Source organism: Actinoplanes sp. NPDC051513, from assembly GCF_044454685.1.
Taxonomy (GTDB): Bacteria; Actinomycetota; Actinomycetes; order Mycobacteriales; family Micromonosporaceae; genus Actinoplanes.
Map to the genome: position 1 here is coordinate 17611 of NZ_JBITDW010000038.1, position 15217 is coordinate 32827.

Annotated in this window: 15 protein-coding genes and 1 tRNA gene; 4 read left to right on the plus strand and 12 right to left on the minus strand. The window is 69.8% G+C overall.

The annotated features are described in order from the left end of the window. Window positions 1-857 precede the first annotated feature (857 nt). The 3 genes from ACIA5D_RS48985 to cmk form a co-directional block, all read right to left on the minus strand. Window positions 858-931: transfer RNA gene (locus tag ACIA5D_RS48985), tRNA-Pro, on the minus strand. Window positions 932-984: 53 nt separating this feature from the next. Next, window positions 985-2361 carry a ribosome biogenesis GTPase Der gene (gene der, locus ACIA5D_RS48990; RefSeq protein WP_396037651.1) on the minus strand — a complete coding sequence of 459 codons (1377 nt, stop codon included), beginning with the start codon at window positions 2359-2361 and terminating at the stop codon, window positions 985-987. A 20-nt stretch (window positions 2362-2381) separates the two neighbouring features. Further along, window positions 2382-3062 carry a (d)CMP kinase gene (gene cmk, locus ACIA5D_RS48995; RefSeq protein ID WP_396037608.1) on the minus strand — a complete coding sequence of 227 codons (681 nt, stop codon included), beginning with the start codon at window positions 3060-3062 and terminating at the stop codon, window positions 2382-2384. A 110-nt stretch (window positions 3063-3172) separates the two neighbouring features. On the opposite strand from cmk, the gene ACIA5D_RS49000 reads away from it, so the two are divergent. Further along, window positions 3173-3865 carry an enoyl-CoA hydratase/isomerase family protein gene (locus ACIA5D_RS49000; protein WP_396037609.1) on the plus strand — a complete coding sequence of 231 codons (693 nt, stop codon included), beginning with the start codon at window positions 3173-3175 and terminating at the stop codon, window positions 3863-3865. On the opposite strand, the gene ACIA5D_RS49005 is transcribed toward ACIA5D_RS49000, so the two are convergent. Further along, a complete protein-coding gene (locus tag ACIA5D_RS49005) occupies window positions 3862-4455 on the minus strand; it encodes a TetR/AcrR family transcriptional regulator (RefSeq protein WP_396037610.1) in 594 nt (197 codons plus the stop codon). The two genes, ACIA5D_RS49000 and ACIA5D_RS49005, sit on opposite strands and share 4 nt — an antisense overlap. Before the next feature lie 95 nt (window positions 4456-4550). Here ACIA5D_RS49005 and ACIA5D_RS49010 point away from each other — a divergent pair, with 95 nt between their 5' ends. Then, the gene (locus ACIA5D_RS49010) at window positions 4551-5468 is read left to right on the plus strand and encodes an NADP-dependent oxidoreductase (RefSeq protein ID WP_396037611.1); all 918 of its coding nucleotides are present in this window, start codon (window positions 4551-4553) and stop codon (window positions 5466-5468) included. On the opposite strand, the gene ACIA5D_RS49015 is transcribed toward ACIA5D_RS49010, so the two are convergent. From ACIA5D_RS49015 to ald, 7 genes are all read right to left on the minus strand, one after another. Beyond that, entirely contained in the window at window positions 5451-6212 is a 762-nt protein-coding gene (locus tag ACIA5D_RS49015) for a pseudouridine synthase (RefSeq protein WP_396037612.1), read from the minus strand. The two genes, ACIA5D_RS49010 and ACIA5D_RS49015, sit on opposite strands and share 18 nt — an antisense overlap. Further along, entirely contained in the window at window positions 6181-7086 is a 906-nt protein-coding gene (gene scpB / locus ACIA5D_RS49020; protein WP_396037652.1) for an SMC-Scp complex subunit ScpB, read from the minus strand. Before scpB ends, ACIA5D_RS49015 begins: the two co-directional genes overlap by 32 nt. Window positions 7087-7766: 680 nt before the next feature. Further along, window positions 7767-9005 (minus strand): segregation and condensation protein A, encoded by a 1239-nt coding sequence (locus tag ACIA5D_RS49025; RefSeq protein ID WP_396037653.1) that lies wholly within the window; start codon window positions 9003-9005, stop codon window positions 7767-7769. Window positions 9006-9084: 79 nt separating this feature from the next. Next, entirely contained in the window at window positions 9085-9753 is a 669-nt protein-coding gene (locus tag ACIA5D_RS49030; protein ID WP_396037613.1) for a hypothetical protein, read from the minus strand. A gap of 3 nt (window positions 9754-9756) precedes the next feature. Next, window positions 9757-10689, minus strand: a complete 933-nt coding sequence (locus ACIA5D_RS49035) for a ParA family protein (RefSeq protein ID WP_396037614.1) — start codon at window positions 10687-10689, stop codon at window positions 9757-9759. Window positions 10690-10840: 151 nt separating this feature from the next. Then, window positions 10841-11737 (minus strand): site-specific tyrosine recombinase XerD, encoded by an 897-nt coding sequence (gene xerD, locus ACIA5D_RS49040; protein WP_396037654.1) that lies wholly within the window; start codon window positions 11735-11737, stop codon window positions 10841-10843. Continuing rightward, window positions 11734-12849, minus strand: coding sequence for an alanine dehydrogenase (gene ald, locus ACIA5D_RS49045; protein WP_396037615.1), 1116 nt, complete (start codon window positions 12847-12849; stop codon window positions 11734-11736). Before ald ends, xerD begins: the two co-directional genes overlap by 4 nt. A 148-nt stretch (window positions 12850-12997) precedes the next feature. Here ald and ACIA5D_RS49050 point away from each other — a divergent pair, with 148 nt between their 5' ends. Further along, complete coding sequence (locus ACIA5D_RS49050) at window positions 12998-13786, plus strand: SAM-dependent methyltransferase (RefSeq protein WP_396037616.1); 789 nt, start codon at window positions 12998-13000, stop codon at window positions 13784-13786. Window positions 13787-13817: 31 nt separating this feature from the next. Here ACIA5D_RS49050 and ACIA5D_RS49055 read toward each other — a convergent pair whose 3' ends face one another. Next, window positions 13818-14075: a hypothetical protein gene (locus ACIA5D_RS49055; protein WP_396037617.1), complete on the minus strand. Its 258-nt coding sequence runs from the start codon at window positions 14073-14075 to the stop codon at window positions 13818-13820. Window positions 14076-14216: 141 nt separating this feature from the next. Here ACIA5D_RS49055 and ACIA5D_RS49060 point away from each other — a divergent pair, with 141 nt between their 5' ends. Further along, complete coding sequence (locus tag ACIA5D_RS49060) at window positions 14217-15113, plus strand: hypothetical protein (RefSeq protein WP_396037618.1); 897 nt, start codon at window positions 14217-14219, stop codon at window positions 15111-15113. Window positions 15114-15217 lie beyond the last annotated feature (104 nt).

The following is a 15217-nucleotide window of genomic DNA, read 5'->3' on the forward strand; positions in this document are numbered from 1 at the left end:
GAGAGCGGGCCGATGAGTAGCTGTCCGAGGGCCAAGCCGACCAGCGGGCCGGTCAGGGGTGAGCTGCACCGGCCGCGCCGTCACGAGGCCCGAGATGGCCCTGGCCGCCAATGCCGACCGCACGGCAGGCGACACGATAACGGCACCCTCGGACACACCGCGCGTGGCCGGCACCTCTGCAGGAGGTTGACTGCGTCGACGAGCCATCGATCGGCTCAACCATCCATCACCTGGTCCACACCCACCCCAGGCGGAAATCACCAAGGCCAATGGATTCAGCCCGGCCGGACGACGGTGAACCTCGCCGGACCACCGGAGACCACCACGGACCACTTCCGCGACCCTCTACCGAGCCGGATCATGGAGTCATGGCGAGTCCAAGCGAAAGGACGATCTACCCCTCGCCGGGACACCGTTCAAGCGTCGCCACGAGGCCCGAGCCGGCCGCCAGCCGCCAGGAAGCCAGCCGCCGGCAAGCGACCAGCATGGCACCCGTCGGGCACACGCACGGCCCGCATCCCCGGCCACCGCACCAAGATCACCGTACGGACGTTCGTGTCGCCGAGGTGTCACGATCATCCAGAGTGGACATCGAACAACCGCAATACTCAAGGTCGCAGGCGCACATCGGCGATCAGTCGGATCACGGAAAGGAACACCTGGTCAACGCCATCTTCTCGATGCGCCACGAGCACCGGAAGGCCGCCTCCGCACTCCCCCAGGGGCCGGAAGATGGACGCAATCACCGACGACTCCGCAAACCGTACGCGCGTTCGGGCAAAAATGCGTGTCATGGAGATCCGGAAGTATTTACGGCGGGAAATTAAAAAGGCCAGCTGAGCTGGCCTTTCACCACGTCGGGCTGACAGGATTTGAACCTGCGACCCCTTGACCCCCAGTCAAGTGCGCTACCAAGCTGCGCTACAGCCCGATGCCACCCGGCCAACCAAGCACCGCGCGGCAACTTCTACCACCCTACAACCTCTACCCGTGCGCCTTCCCGCGACCCCCCGGTCCGGTCTTCTTCCGGGGCTTGACCGACACCTCGATCGGTGACCCCTCGAACCCGAACTCCTCCCGGAGTTTGCGCTCGATGAACCGGATGTACCCGGCATCCAGCGGCCCGGTCGTGAACAGCACGAAGCGCGGCGGCGCCACCCCCGCCTGTGTGGCGAACAGGATCCGCGGCGCGCGCCCACCCCGTACGGGATGAGGGGTTGCCTGGGTCAAAGCGGTCAGCCACTGGTTCAAGGCGCCGGTGGGGACGCGCTGCTCCCACGAGTCCAGGGCGCGGCGCAGGGCCGGCGCCAGTTTGTCGACCGCTCGGCCGGTCTTGGCCGAGATGTTGACCCGGATCGCCCAGGGGATGCGCTTCAGCTCGCGGTCGATCTCCTTGTCGAGGTAGATGCGCCGGTCCGCGTCGACCAGGTCCCACTTGTTGAAGGCGATCACCAGCGCCCTGCCGGCCTCGACGACCTGGGTCAGGACGCGCTGGTCCTGCTCGCTGATCACCTCGGCGGCGTCCAGCAGCACTACCGCGACCTCGGCGGCCTCGACCGCGCCGGCGGTTCGCAGCGAGGCGTAGTACTCGGTGCCCGAGGCCTGGTTGACCCGCTTGCGTAGGCCGGCCGTGTCGACGAACTGCCAGACCTCGCCGTCCATCTCGACCAGTGAGTCGACGGGGTCGACCGTGGTGCCGGCGACCGGGTCGACGACCGCGCGCTCCTCCTTGGAGACCTTGTTCAGCAGCGACGACTTGCCGACGTTGGGCCTGCCGACGAGCGCGACCCGTCGTGGGCCGCGGGGTGCGCCCTCGATGATCGGCGGTGGGGACGGCAGTGCGTGCAGGATGTCGTCGAGCAGGTCGCCGGAGCCGCGGCCGTGCAGGGCCGAGATCGGGTGCGGCTCGCCCAGGCCCAGCGACCAGAGGCTGACGGCCTCCATCTCGAGGTTCTGGTTGTCGGCCTTGTTGGCGACCAGGATGACCGGTTTGTGGCTGCGCCGCAGCATCTTCACGGCGGCCTCGTCGACGTCGGTGGCGCCGACCGTCACGTCGACGACGAAGACCACGACGTCGGCGGTCTGCACGGCGATCTCGGCCTGGGCGGCGATGGCGGCGGCGCGGTCGCGGGCGTCAGGCTCCCAGCCGCCGGTGTCGACGACGGTGAAGCGGCGGCCGGTCCACTGGGCGTCGTAGGGGACGCGGTCGCGGGTCACCCCGGGCACGTCCTCGACGACCGCCTGGCGGCGGCCGATGATGCGGTTGACCAGCGTCGATTTGCCTACATTGGGACGGCCGACGACGGCGACCACGGGAACAGGGCCGGCCGGGGTGGAATCGGAAATATCCGAGATATCCAGGTCCCCGGCGGAGAGGTCACTCACTGACTCACCTTGCTGTTGAGAAGCTTCAAGAGGTACGCGACGACCTCGTCGATCCCCATGCCGGTCGTGTCGACCTCGAGGGCGTCGGAGGCCTGGCGCAGCGGATCGGCGGCCCGGGAGGAGTCGAGTTGGTCGCGGCGTGCCAGGTCGGCCGAGGTGGCGGCCACATCGGTGGCGTCCTCGGCGCTGCGCCGGGCCGCGCGGGCGGCGGGCGACGCGGTCAGATACACCTTCAGGTCGGCGTCGGGGGCCACCACCGAGGCGATGTCCCGCCCCTCGACCACGATCCGCGGCTGCCCGGCGATGATCGCCCGCTGCAGCGCGACCAACTGCCGGCGGACGGCGGGCACGGCGGCGACCGCGGAGACCGCCCCGGTCACCTCGGGCCCGCGGATGGGCCCGTCGACCGGGACGCCGTTCGCCGCGAAGTGCGGGGCGGACGGATCGGTGCCGATCGACAACTCGGTCTCCAGGACAATCTTGGCGATCGCCTCGGGGTCGGCCAGGTCGACGCCGGCCTGCAGCACCGCCCAGGTCACCGCGCGGTACATCGCGCCGGTGTCGAGATACACCCCGTCGATGGCGGCGGCGAGTCGCCGGGAGACGGTGGACTTGCCCGAACCCGAAGGCCCGTCGACGGCCACCACGCATTTCTCCGGCCGTACTTCTTCCGCCACCGTTCCTCCTGAGTTCGCCCGCCCGACCCAACCCTCCCATTGTGCCCGCCGTGGTAAGGATCGACGAACTAGGGTATGTTACCGACGAGTAACGCGGAGGGAGCGAGACCATGCCCACACTCGACCGTCACGACGCCGTCTTCGTGCTCGATCTCGGCGACACCGAGAACCGCTTCCACCCCGACTGGTTGACCGCGGTCAACTCCCTGCTCGACGAGGTCGAGAAGGGCGACGAGCCGCGCGCCCTGGTCACCACGGCGACCGGCAAGATCTGGTCGAACGGTCTCGACCTCGAGTGGTTGATGGAGCATTCCGAGCAGTTCACCGCGTACACGACCGCGGTGCACGCGCTCTTCGCCCGCGTACTCAGTCTACCGGTGGTCACCGTGGCCGCCCTTCAGGGGCACACATTCGCCGCCGGCGCCATGCTCAGCCTCTGCCACGACCTCCGGGTGATGCGCGCCGACCGCGGCTACTGGTGCCTGCCCGAGGCCGACATCAACATCCCCTTCTCGGTGGGGATGAGCGCGCTGATCCAGTCGCGGCTGACGCCGCAGACCGCCCACGAGGCCATGGTCACGGCCCGTCGTTTCGGCGGCATTGACGCGTACGGGAAGCAGATCGTCGACGAAGCGCTGCCCGAATCCGAGGTGCGGGGTCGTGCGATCGCCCTCGCTCAGCAGCACGCTTCCAAGGCCGGTCCCGCACTGCAGACAATCAAGACGCGCATGTACGCCTCCGTGCTGGCGGCCCTGAACGCGGAGAGCGGAAACGCACCCGACTCCGCCCTGCTCGGCCGTTAGACGCTCATCGGCGATGCCGGCCCGAGTGGATGCGCCCCCTCCGGCCGCAACCCGTCGATCACCAGCGCCAGGTAACGCCGCCACAGCTCTGGCCCCGCCCCCGGCACGAAGCTGACCACGTGCGACGGCACGCACATCATCAGGATCACGTCGAGCCCGGTGACGTCCGTCCGCACCGCTCCGGCTCCCTGCGCCCTCTCCACCAGCGCGACGATCGCCGCGAAGAGCCGCTCCCGCGCCGAGGCCAGCCGGTCGTTGATCTCTCCGGCGTCCCGCAGGAACGAGAAGTCGAGCTGCTGCTGTTTCCCCGCGGCCGCGGCGAGGAACTCGAACAGCGCCGCCCCGGCGTCCGGCGCCTGATACAGCGAGCGGGCCAGCTCGGCGAGCGAATCGACCCGGTCCAGCACGATCGCGGCGATCAGGTCGTCCTTGGTCGGGAAGTGGCGGAAGACCGTGCCCTTGCCGACCCCGGCCCGCCGGGCGATGTCGGCCACCGACGCATCCATGCCCCGGGAAGCGAACTCCTCGGTGGCCGCCGCCAGCAGCAGCGATCGGTTGCGCGCGGCGTCGGCGCGCAGGGCTCGGGTCACAGCAGCGACCCTAACAAGTTGACCGTCCGGTCCGGTTATGCCTAACGTGACCGCACGGTCCGCTTAGAGCGGTGACGCAGAGCTGAGGAGCAGCGATGAAGGCTGTGCTGGTCGAGAAGTGCGGCGAATACACGGTCGGCGACATCCCCACCCCGCATGCCGGCCCGGGGCAGATCCAGGCGCGGATCGCGGCGGCCTCGCTGAACGCGATCGACCTGCGGGTCGCGAGCGGCGCCTTCCATGGGATCGTCGACCTGACGTTCCCGCACGTGCCGGGGTGCGACTTCGCGGGAACGGTCACCGAGGTCGGTGACGGCGTGACGACGTACGCGCCAGGGGATTTGATCTTTGGTCATGGCATTCCGCGGGCGATGGCGGGGATGCTGCCGTTCCCGAAGCCGAGCCTGACCACCGGGACGCTAGCGGAATATGCGGTTTTCGAGGCCGACACGCCCTTCATCGCGAAAAGGCCGCCCGAGCTCGATGCGATCACCGCGGCCGCGCTGCCGACGGTAGGCCTGACTACCAACGCCCTGCTGGCCCAGGCCAAGATCCAGCCCGGCGAGACGGTCCTGGTGATCGGCGCAACCGGCGGGGTAGGCACGACGCTGCTCCCCGCCCTCGAAGCCGGAAAGATCATCGCCACGGCCAAACCCGACGACGCCGGATTTATCCGAGAAATGGGGGCAGAGCCGACCGCCTACGGCGAGTACCCGATCGACGTGGACGTGGTCCTCAACCTGGTGCTACCGACCAACGAACTCAAGGAAGCGGCGAAAAGCCTCAACCCCGGCGGCCGCCTCTACACGATCACGTTCCCGGCGCCGAAGCCGGAGTTCATCGACCGCGACGACGTCACCTTCGAGATGGTGCTCGACATGGAGAGCGGCATCGACAAGATCATCCACCTGACCCCGACGGTCACGAGGCGCTACACGCTCGACGAGGGCCCGCGGGCGCTGACCGATTTCGCCCGCGAGCACACCGTCGGAAAACTAGTCGTCGTCGCGTGACACGGCCTTGAAGAGCGCGGCGATCTCCGCGTTCGACAGGTGCCGGAACCCGCCCGGCCGCAGGTCACCGAGCCGGATCGGGCCCACCGCCGTACGGATCAGCCGGGTGACCGGGTGGCCGACGGCGTCCATCATCCGGCGCACGATGTGCGTGCGCCCCTCGTGCAGCACGATCTCGACCTGGGCGGTCTTGCCGAGCGCGTCGACGAGCTTGAACGCGTCGACGCGCGCCGGCCCGTCCTCGAGCTCGACCCCGCCGAGCAGCTGCCGGCCGACGTTGCGGGGCAGCGGCCCGACCACCTCGGCGAGATAGGTCTTGGAGATCCCGTACGACGGGTGGGTGAGCTTGTTCGTCAGCTCGCCGTCGTTGGTGATCAGCAGCAGGCCCTCGCTGTCGGCGTCGAGGCGCCCGACGTGGAAGAGCCGCTGGTCGAACTGGCCGAGGAAGTCGGCGAGCTCGGTGCGCCCCTTCTCGTCGTCGAGGGAGGTGACGACGCCGCGGGGCTTGTTCATCGCGATGTAGACGAGCTTGGTGTCGGTGATCACCCGCTGCCCGTCGACAAGGATCTCGGCGGTGGCGGGGTCGACCTTGTCGCCGAGCTTGGCGACCTTGCCGTTGACGGTGACCCGCCGCCGGAAGATCAGATCTTCGCAGGCGCGGCGGGACCCCACACCGGCGGCGGCCAGCACTTTCTGGAGGCGTTCGGCGGTGTCAGCCTGGGGCATCGAGTACTTCTTCCACATCGTCGGGCAGGAATGGGGCGAGCGGCGGCAGCTGATCGACCGAGTTGAGACCCAGCTTCTCGAGGAACAGCGGCGTGGTGCGATACAGGTGAGCCCCCGTCTCGCCCTCGATGCCGCATTCCTCGATCAGGCCGCGCGTGACAAGCGTACGCATGACCCCGTCGCAGTTGACGCCGCGGATGGCCGAGATCCGCGACCGGGTCACCGGCTGCTTGTAGGCGACGACCGCAAGAGTCTCGAGCGCCGCCTGGGTCAGCCGGACCGACTGCCCGTCGAGCACGAACCGCTCGACGTAGGCCGCATATTCCGGACGCGTGTAGAGACGCCAGCCACCAGCAGCCCGCCGCAGATCAAACCCATGCCCCGCCGCCGTGTACCGCGCCGAGATGTCCTCCAGCATCGCCGCCACACGCTCGGTCGGCTGCTCCAGAATCTGCGCAAGCTGCATCTCGGCCACCGGCTCATCGACGACAAGCAGGATCGCCTCGAGCGCCGCGCTCAACTCACCGTCATCCACCAATTCCGGAAGATCATTATCCGTACGGGATGCCGCGTCCTCAACCGCAGCAGCGGGGTCCTTCCGCCGTCGCCCCTGCTCGGGCACCGCGTTGACAGCACGCGCCCGCTCGGCCACGTCGCCCGCCGCCGGCAGCGTGCTCGACGGATCTCCCGCCACTTCCCCGGCCACAACGGCCCCCGCCGCCACTGTCCCCGCCGCAAATGCTCCCGCCGCTGCGACCCCCGCCGAGCCACCGAGATCGCCCCCGCCTACGCCCGGCGCCGCGCCGGAGTCCGCTGCCGGCCCGTCAGCGCCCGCGGCCGGCCGCCCGTCAGGGTCCTCCCCCGAAGCGTCATCCCCGTCCCCGAACGGCAGGTCATCGACCCCGTCATCGCTGACATCGTCATCGGCCGCCCGATCGAACACGTCCCCCGCATCATCGCCGTCCGCCGGGAGCGGCGCGTCCACGGGAGCCTCGTCCTCGTCCTCGGCCTCCTCAGCCGCCTCCTCGACGGCCTCCGGCATCGGCAGCTCTGGCCCGATCTCGCCCGCCGACGGCTCCGGCTCCTCCCCGGCGACCTCGAGCGGCTGATCCACACCGACCGGCTCATCGTCCGCCGCCCCGCTCAGAGCCGCCTCTTCGGGCTCCCCGGCATAGGCGTCGTCCTCGTCGGTCTCGCCTTCGTCGGTCTCGTCCTCGTCAGCGTCGTCCTCGTCGGTCTCGCCGTCGTCAGCGTCGCCCTCGTCAACGTGGCCCGCATCGACGTCGTCCTGGTCGGTCTCGGCCGGCGCTTCCGGCGAGCCGGGCGACCAGTATCCGGGCGGATTCGTCCCCTCGAAGGCCTTGTCGTAGTCGTCATCGTCGGAGAACCCGGCCTCCGACCGAACCTCTTCGTCGTCGGGTTGGTCCTCGACATCGTCGGAGGCCTCCCCGGCCGCCGCGCGCGCCTCGGCCTCGGCCTGATATGCCCGATCGGGCGGCCGCTGCTGCCGCTCCCAGGGCGGCACCCACGAGGCGGCTTGCTGGGCCAGCGACTCGGACCGCTCGTCGTTGCTCACGATCGCTCCTCCACCACGGCCGAGGCCGTCTCGTCATCTCCCCCGCCAAGATCACCGCGATCCTCGCCCACGTCAAATCCAACGGCCGCCTCAACTGCCCCGCCACCGTCGCCCGCAACGTCGCCGCCACCCAGAACGTCGCCGTCGCCCGCAACGTCGCCGTCGCCCGCAACGTCGTCGTCGCCCGCAACGTCGCCGTCGCCCGCAACATCGCCGTCGCCCGCAACATCGCCGTCGCCCGCAACATCGCCGTCGCCCGCAACATCGCCGTCGCGGGCAACATCGTCGTCGCCGTCTTCAGCGGACAAATCCGAATCCCCCGCCATATCCGACTCATCCGGCGGCGGCGCGCCCGCTTGATCGGGGTCGAGCTTGCTGCCCTCGTAGTCGTCGATGTCCAGCTCGACGTCGGCCGCGTCGCCGCCGACCCAGCGGACCGTCAGCTCCTCGAGCGACACCGGCTGCTCGAATTCGATCAGCCCCTCGCGATAGAGCTCCAGCAACGCCAGGAACCGCGCCACCACCTCGAGCGTGTTCTCGCAGTCGGCGATCAGCAGCGTGAACGTGGCGCTCCCCGCGCGCCGCAGGCGGTCGCGGAGCAGCTGGGCGTGCTCGCGGACGCTCACCCGCACCTGGTGGATGTGCGCGATCGACACCTGCGGCGGCCCGGGCTTGGGCGAAAACTGCTTCAACGCCAGCTTGAACAGGCGCTCCACCCCGATGCCGAGCACCAGGTCGGGCAGCGCCTCCGCGTACCGCGGCTCCATCGACACCGCGCGCGGGTAGCGTTTGGCCCCCGTGCCTTCGAGGTCGGAGATGTAGGCCGCCGCTTCCTTGAACGCCTTGTATTGCAGCAGCCGCGCGAAGAGCAGGTCGCGCGCCTCCAGCAGGGCCAGGTCTTCTTCGTCTTCCACCTCGGCGGCCGGCAGCAACCGGGCCGCCTTGAGGTCGAGCAGGGTCGCGGCCACCAGCAGGAACTCGCTGGCCTCGCCGAGGTCCCAGTCGTCGCCCATGGCGCGGATGTAGGCGATGAAGTCGTCGGTCACCGTGTGCAGGGCGACCTCGGTGACGTCGAGCTTGTGCTTGCCGATCAGCTGCAGCAGCAGGTCGAACGGGCCGGTGAAGTTCTGCAGCCGTACGGTGAATTTGCCCGAATCTTCCGCACCCGGCGCTACGTCGACGTCGTCGGAGGTGGGGGGCACAGCGTCTTCAGGCACCTGCTGACCGTAGACCACGGGCACGACAAGCTGTTCCGGGCTCACAACCACCTTTCAACGCCGCAGGTCAGCACAGGTGACTGGGGCGCAGCGAAGATCAGCCCCACACGCGTACGAAGAACAGCCCGAGCGCGTCGAGGATGCGCAGCAGGAACGAGTACGGCAGGGGGAACAGGCAGCAGATCAGCAGGATCAGTACGCCGATGTTCTTGTCCTCGAACCACAGCCGCATCCACTGCATGCCGTTGCCGGGGCGGCGCAGCGCGCTGTGGAGGACGCCGAACCCGTCGAGCGGCGGGATGGGGATCAGCGCGAGCAGGCCGAAGCTGAGCAGCCCCACCCCGAGCGACAGCAGGATGGTCTGGCCCACCGGCAGGTCGATGCCGAGCAGCACGTCGGCGGGGCCGATGAACGTCAGGAGATCTCCCGAGAACGCGAGCGCGTACGCCGCGACCAGGATCTCGCCGATGACGATGCAGGTCAGCGGGCCGGCGAGGAAGACCATGGCGGCCCGGCCGCGGCCGCGGTTGCGCGGGATCTCGTCGACCGAGAGCTGCCGGCCCCAGCCCATGCCACCGATCGCGGCGGCGACGGCGCCGAACGGGTCGACGTCCTCGCGCAGGCGCGGGGTGATCGACTCGCCGCGGTGGGCGAAGCCGAGGCGGCGGGCGGCTATCCGGATCGCGACGGCGCGCAGCACGAGGCCGAGCAGGAAGGACGCGACGAGGGCGGCGAACGCCACCGGCGTCGAGAGGGCGAAGAGCACGGATCAGCCGCGCTCGACCTTGGCGGCGATGACCTCGCGGGCGAGCTGGCGGTAGTTGCGCGCGCCGGAGGAGGCCGGGTCGAGACTGGTGATGGGGGCGCCGGCCACGGTGGACTCGGGGAATTTGACCGTCTTGGTGATGACCGTCTGGTACACCTTGTCGCCGAACGCCTCGACCACGCGCTGCAGCACCTGGCGGCAGTGGGTGGTGCGCGAGTCGTACATGGTGGCGAGGATGCCCTCGAGCTCGAGGTCGAAGTTGAGCCGCTCGCGCACCTTGTCGATCGTGTCGAGCAGCAGCGCCACGCCGCGCAGCGAGAAGAACTCGCACTCGAGCGGGACGAGCACGCCGTGCGCGATGGTCAGCGCGTTGATCGCCAGCAGGCCCAGCGAGGGCTGGCAGTCGATCAGGATGAAGTCGTATTCCTTGCGGACCGAGCGCAGCGCCCGGGCGAGCGCCATCTCGCGGGCGACCTCGTTGACCAGCTGGATCTCGGCGGCCGACAGGTCGATGTTGGCCGGCAGCAGGTGCAGGCCGGCCACGTCGGTCTTGATGATCACGTCTTCGGTGGCGACGTCGTCCTGCATGAGCAGGTTGTAGATGCTCAGGTCGAGGTTGTGCGGGTTGACACCGAGACCGACCGAGCAGGCGCCCTGCGGGTCGAAGTCGACGAGCAGGACCTTCCGGCCGTACTCGGCCAGGGCCGCGCCCAGATTGATGGTCGTCGTCGTCTTGCCGACGCCACCCTTCTGGTTGGCCAGGGCGATGATCCGCGCGGGGCCGTGCCGATCGGTCGGCATCGGCTCGGGGATCGGGCGGCGCATCGTGTACGCCGTGGGGTCGGCCGGACCGAGGTCGGCGCCGAGGTCCAGGGAGTTCTGTTGATCGCGCAGCGCGGAGGTCCAGGCCTCCGCCCGTGATCCCTTGTCTGCCATGGCCCCCACCCCCTTCCGACTCGCGCCTCTGACCCGGTTTGGCAATTGTTTTCCGCCGCGGGCCGGCTCAGCCGATGCCCGACTGTACGCCACGGGGGCCGTCCGGTCGGGGCACCGGTCCGGCGTGTCGCCATCTATGGGTGCGCAGCGTCTAACGAGCGCGGGGGTGTGCGGTCGCGTACACCTCGCGTAGCCGGTCCACGGTGACCAGCGTGTACACCTGCGTCGTGGTCACCGACGCGTGCCCGAGCAATTCCTGGACGACCCGCACGTCGGCGCCGCCGTCGAGCAGATGGGTGGCATACGAATGGCGAAGCGTGTGCGGGCTCACGGCCGGGATGCCGGCCGCGGCCGCGGCGCGGTGCAGGATCGTCCACGCGCTCTGCCGCGACAGCCGTCCACCGCGGGCATTCAGGAAGACGGCCGGTGTGCCCTTGCCGTTGGCGGCGAGCGCCGGCCGTCCCCGTACGATGTAAGCCTCGATCGCGGCCTTGGCGTAACCGCCCACCGGGACCACCCGCGTGCGCCCGCCCTTGCCGTGCAGCACGGCCGACGGCTCGCCGTCGAGATCGAGATCGTCGATGGCCGCGCCGACCGCCTCCGAGATCCGCGCGCCCGTGCCGTAGAGGAACTCCAGCAGAGCCTTGTCGCGCAGGCCGAGCGGCGTGTCGCCGCCGACCGCGAGCAGCCGCTCGACCTGGTCGACGTCGAGCGCCTTGGGCAGCCTTTTCGGTGGCGCGGGCGGCTTGACCTCGGCCGCGACGTCGACCGCGACCAGACCCTCCCGCACGGCGAACCGGTGCAACCCGCGGACCGCGCTGATGGCCCGCGCGGCACTCGCCGACGCCAGCCCCTCCTCGCGCAGCCCGGCGAGGTGCTCGCTGACGTCGGCGGCACGCACCTCACCCAGCGACGAAAGCCCGGACGAGGCGAGAAAACCCGCGTACCGGTCGAGGTCGCGCCGGTAGGAGGCGAGGGTGTTGCGCGACAGCCCACGCTCGACCGTCAGATGGTCGAGATAGGTGTCGATGGCACGGGAGATGCTCAGCTGAGCACCTCGGCTGTGGGCAGAACCGGCATGCCGTGCGCCTCCGCGACCGGTCCGTAGGTGACCTTGCCGTCGAACGTGTTGAGCCCCAGCGCGAGCGCGGGATCGGCCTTGAGCGCCGCGCGGCAGCCCAGGTTGGCCAGCTCCAGAGCGTACGGCAAAGTGACGTTGGTGAGCGCGTAGGTGCTGGTGTGCGGCACCGCGCCCGGCATGTTGGCCACGCAGTAGAACATCGACTCGTGCACGCGGTAGACCGGGTCGGCGTGCGTGGTCGGCCGCGAGTCCTCGAAGCAGCCGCCCTGGTCGATGGCGATGTCGACGAGCACGCTGCCCGGCTTCATCCGGCTCACCAGCTCGTTCGAGATCAGATTCGGGGCTTTCGCTCCGGGCACCAGCACGGCGCCGATCACCAGGTCGGCGTCCACGACGGCCTTCTCGACCTCGTACGCGTTGGAGGCGATCGTCTGCAGATGGCCGCGATAGTCCGCGTCCGCCGCGCGAAGCTTCGCGATGTTGCGGTCGAGCACGAGGACCTCCGCCTGCATGCCCAGCGCGATCGCGGCCGCGTTCATGCCGGAGACGCCCGCGCCGATGACCACCACCTTGGCGGCGTAGACCCCGGGCACGCCGCCCATCAGCACGCCGCGCCCGCCGCCCGAGCGCATCAGATGGTACGAGCCGACCTGCGGGGCGAGGCGGCCCGCGACCTCGGACATGGGGGCGAGCAACGGCAACGAGCGGTCGGGCAGCTCTACCGTCTCGTACGCGATGCCGGTGACCTTTCTGTCGACCAGCGCATCGGTGCACTCCTTGGAGGCGGCGAGGTGCAGATAGGTGAACAGAACCTGGCCGGCCCGCATGCGCGGGTACTCCTCGGCGATCGGCTCCTTGACCTTGAGGATCAGCTCGCCGGTCTCCCAGATGTCGTCGGCGGTCGGCAGAATCGTCGCGCCGGCCGCCTTGAAGTCACCGTCGGTGATCGACGACCCGGCGCCGGCGCCCGACTGCACCACGACCTCGTGCCCGGACCGGGCGAACTCGTAGACGCCCGCGGGGGTGATGGCCACCCGGAATTCGTTGTTCTTGATCTCGGTGGGAATGCCGACCTTCACAGCCGACACCGTCCTTTCTCAACGCTGAGGTGACGTCCCGTCATCGCGCAGATTACCCCCGCCACGGCCGCCTTAAGGGCCGATTTGTCCGGTCTCAGAGATCGAACTCCGTCGGCGTATCAAATGGACCGTGAGATAAGTTCTTCTCATGCCGGTTGATCTCAACACCGCGGTGCCGCACTCGGCCCGCATCTACGACTTCCTGCTCGGCGGCAAGGACAACTTCGAGGCCGATCGCCAGGCCGCCGCCGCCATCGTCGAGTCGGCGCCGAGCCTGCCCATCTCCATGCGGGCGAACCGGCAGTACATGGCGCGGGTGGCCCACTACCTGGCCGCCGAGCGCGGCATCCGGCAGTTCCTCGACATCGGCACCGGCCTGCCCACCTCCCCCAACCTGCACGAGGTGGTCCAGTCCGTCGACGCGACGTCGACGATCGTGTACGTCGACAACGACCCGATCGTGCTGGTCCACGCCCGAGCCCTGCTCACCTCGGACCCGCGGGGCGCGACCGCGTACATCGACGCCGACCTGCGCGACGTCGAAACCATCCTGACGTCGCCCGAGGTGAAGCAGAACATCGACGTCACGCAGCCGGTCTCGATCAGCCTGATCGCGGTGCTGCAGTTCATCACCTCCGAGGACGAGGCCCACGCCATCATCGACGGCCTGCTGGCGCCCTTCCCCGCGGGCAGCACCCTGGCCATCTCGACGGTGACCGCCCACAACCCGCAGGCGGTGGAGGCCGCGGCGGTCTATCGCGCCCGCGGCATCCCGGCCAAGGAGCGCACGGACGACGAGGTGACCGCCCTGTTCCGCGGCCTCGACCTGGTTGACCCGGGAGTGGTGCTGGTCAACCGCTGGCGTCCGGACGCCGAAGCCGCCGCGATCGAGGACACCCACGTCCAGATGTCGGGCGGCGTCGCCGTCAAGAACTAGACCGCGCGGGCCGTGCTCGTCGAAGAGAGCCCTACAGCCAGCGGCCATTCTGATCGCGCCAGCCCTTGGCGAGGCGCCCGGCCGGGAACGGCCCCACCCGGCGGCGGGGCGGCAGGGTCGCGTCGAGCTCGACCATGTAATGGTCGGTGGCCATGTTCTCGCGGTGCTCGACCGCGGCTATCCGTCCGTAATGCTGGAAGTTCAGGATGTACGGATCACGGTCGTACGGCGGCAGGACCGTGACCAGATCGCCCACCTTGAACTCGCCAGGCATCATCGCCTCCTCCACCTACAAAATGTAGGTCCGGGCAGGTGGCGAGGGATAGTCACCGGTTGGTCACTTTCCGGAACCCGCCCATGCCAGAACGGCACAGGATCCGACCACTCAATCGATACCCTTAATCACACTGAGTAACTACCATTGGTCGTCATGGATCCGGCAACGGCGACGCCGGCCCTCGCGGACCTGGTCAGCAGCATGATGGCGCTGCTCACCCGGGCGGAGCTCCGCGACGGTCTCGAGGTCGCGCTGCTGGCCCGAGTCCACATGGCGGGAGACCCGGCCGCCGGCCACGAACTCGAGCACCGCCGAGCCCGGGCTCTTGCCGAGGCCGCAAAAGAGGCAAATGCCGGCGCGTACGGGTCGGAGCAGCGTCACCTGGCCGCGCTGGCCGAGGCGTACACCCGGCTGCCCGGCGGCGTTCCCGTCGCGGCGGAACTGGTGGCCACGGCATTGGCGCTGCCGCTCGGCCACGCCGCGATGGCGGGGCTGACCCTCGCCGAGTCGGTGTCGATCGTCGCGCCGTGCGACACCGAGTCGATCCGGATAGCGCTGGACGCCGCCGAGGCCGCGGCCCGCGCCAACCCCGACCGGGCGCTGCGGGCCCGCGACACCGCCCGGGTCGCCGCGTTCCTGGAGCACTGGTGGCCGGCCCCGCCCGACCCGTTCGAAGCCGCCGGCGCCCTGCTGCGCGACCCGGCCGCCGCCCGTTTCGCCGAAGGGCAGGCCGGACCCGACCCGGGGCGGCCGCCGACCCACATCGCGGGGCGCGATCCCGGGCGCGACGCCGTGCCCGATCCCGGGATGCGCCCGCTGATCGCCGCGCGCCTCTCCGCGGCCATCGTCGTGGCCTCCGGCCCCGGTCCGCGCCTCGCCGCGCAGCTGCGCCGCCTCGTGCCGGTCGCCGCGGCCGACCCGGTCGCGCACGCCACCGTGCTGGCCCGGGTCCTGCTCGCCACGCCGGCCGAGGACGTGCCGTTGCTGGAGAAGATGCGGCCGGCGCCTACGATCGAGCGCCATGCGCGCCATGATCGTGGGCAACAGTGACGGCATCCGGCTGCGCTGACCCGCCGGCTGCCTGACCGGGGTGCTCGGGCACCGCGCTGCGTATCGCGGAACGGCTCCGATGATCGGAGCGTCCACATGGTACG

Bases quoted from the DNA above. Each gene is read 5' to 3' on its own strand.
- ACIA5D_RS49060 (WP_396037618.1), top strand. From the start codon at position 14,217: ATGGATCCGGCAACGGCGACGCCGGCCCTCGCGGACCTGGTCAGCAGC.
- ACIA5D_RS49010 (WP_396037611.1), top strand. From the start codon at position 4,551: ATGAAGGCTGTGCTGGTCGAGAAGTGCGGCGAATACACGGTCGGCGAC.
- ACIA5D_RS49000 (WP_396037609.1), top strand. From the start codon at position 3,173: ATGCCCACACTCGACCGTCACGACGCCGTCTTCGTGCTCGATCTCGGC.
- ACIA5D_RS49035 (WP_396037614.1), bottom strand. From the start codon at position 10,689: ATGGCAGACAAGGGATCACGGGCGGAGGCCTGGACCTCCGCGCTGCGC.
- ACIA5D_RS49015 (WP_396037612.1), bottom strand. From the start codon at position 6,212: ATGTGGAAGAAGTACTCGATGCCCCAGGCTGACACCGCCGAACGCCTC.
- ACIA5D_RS49050 (WP_396037616.1), top strand. From the start codon at position 12,998: ATGCCGGTTGATCTCAACACCGCGGTGCCGCACTCGGCCCGCATCTAC.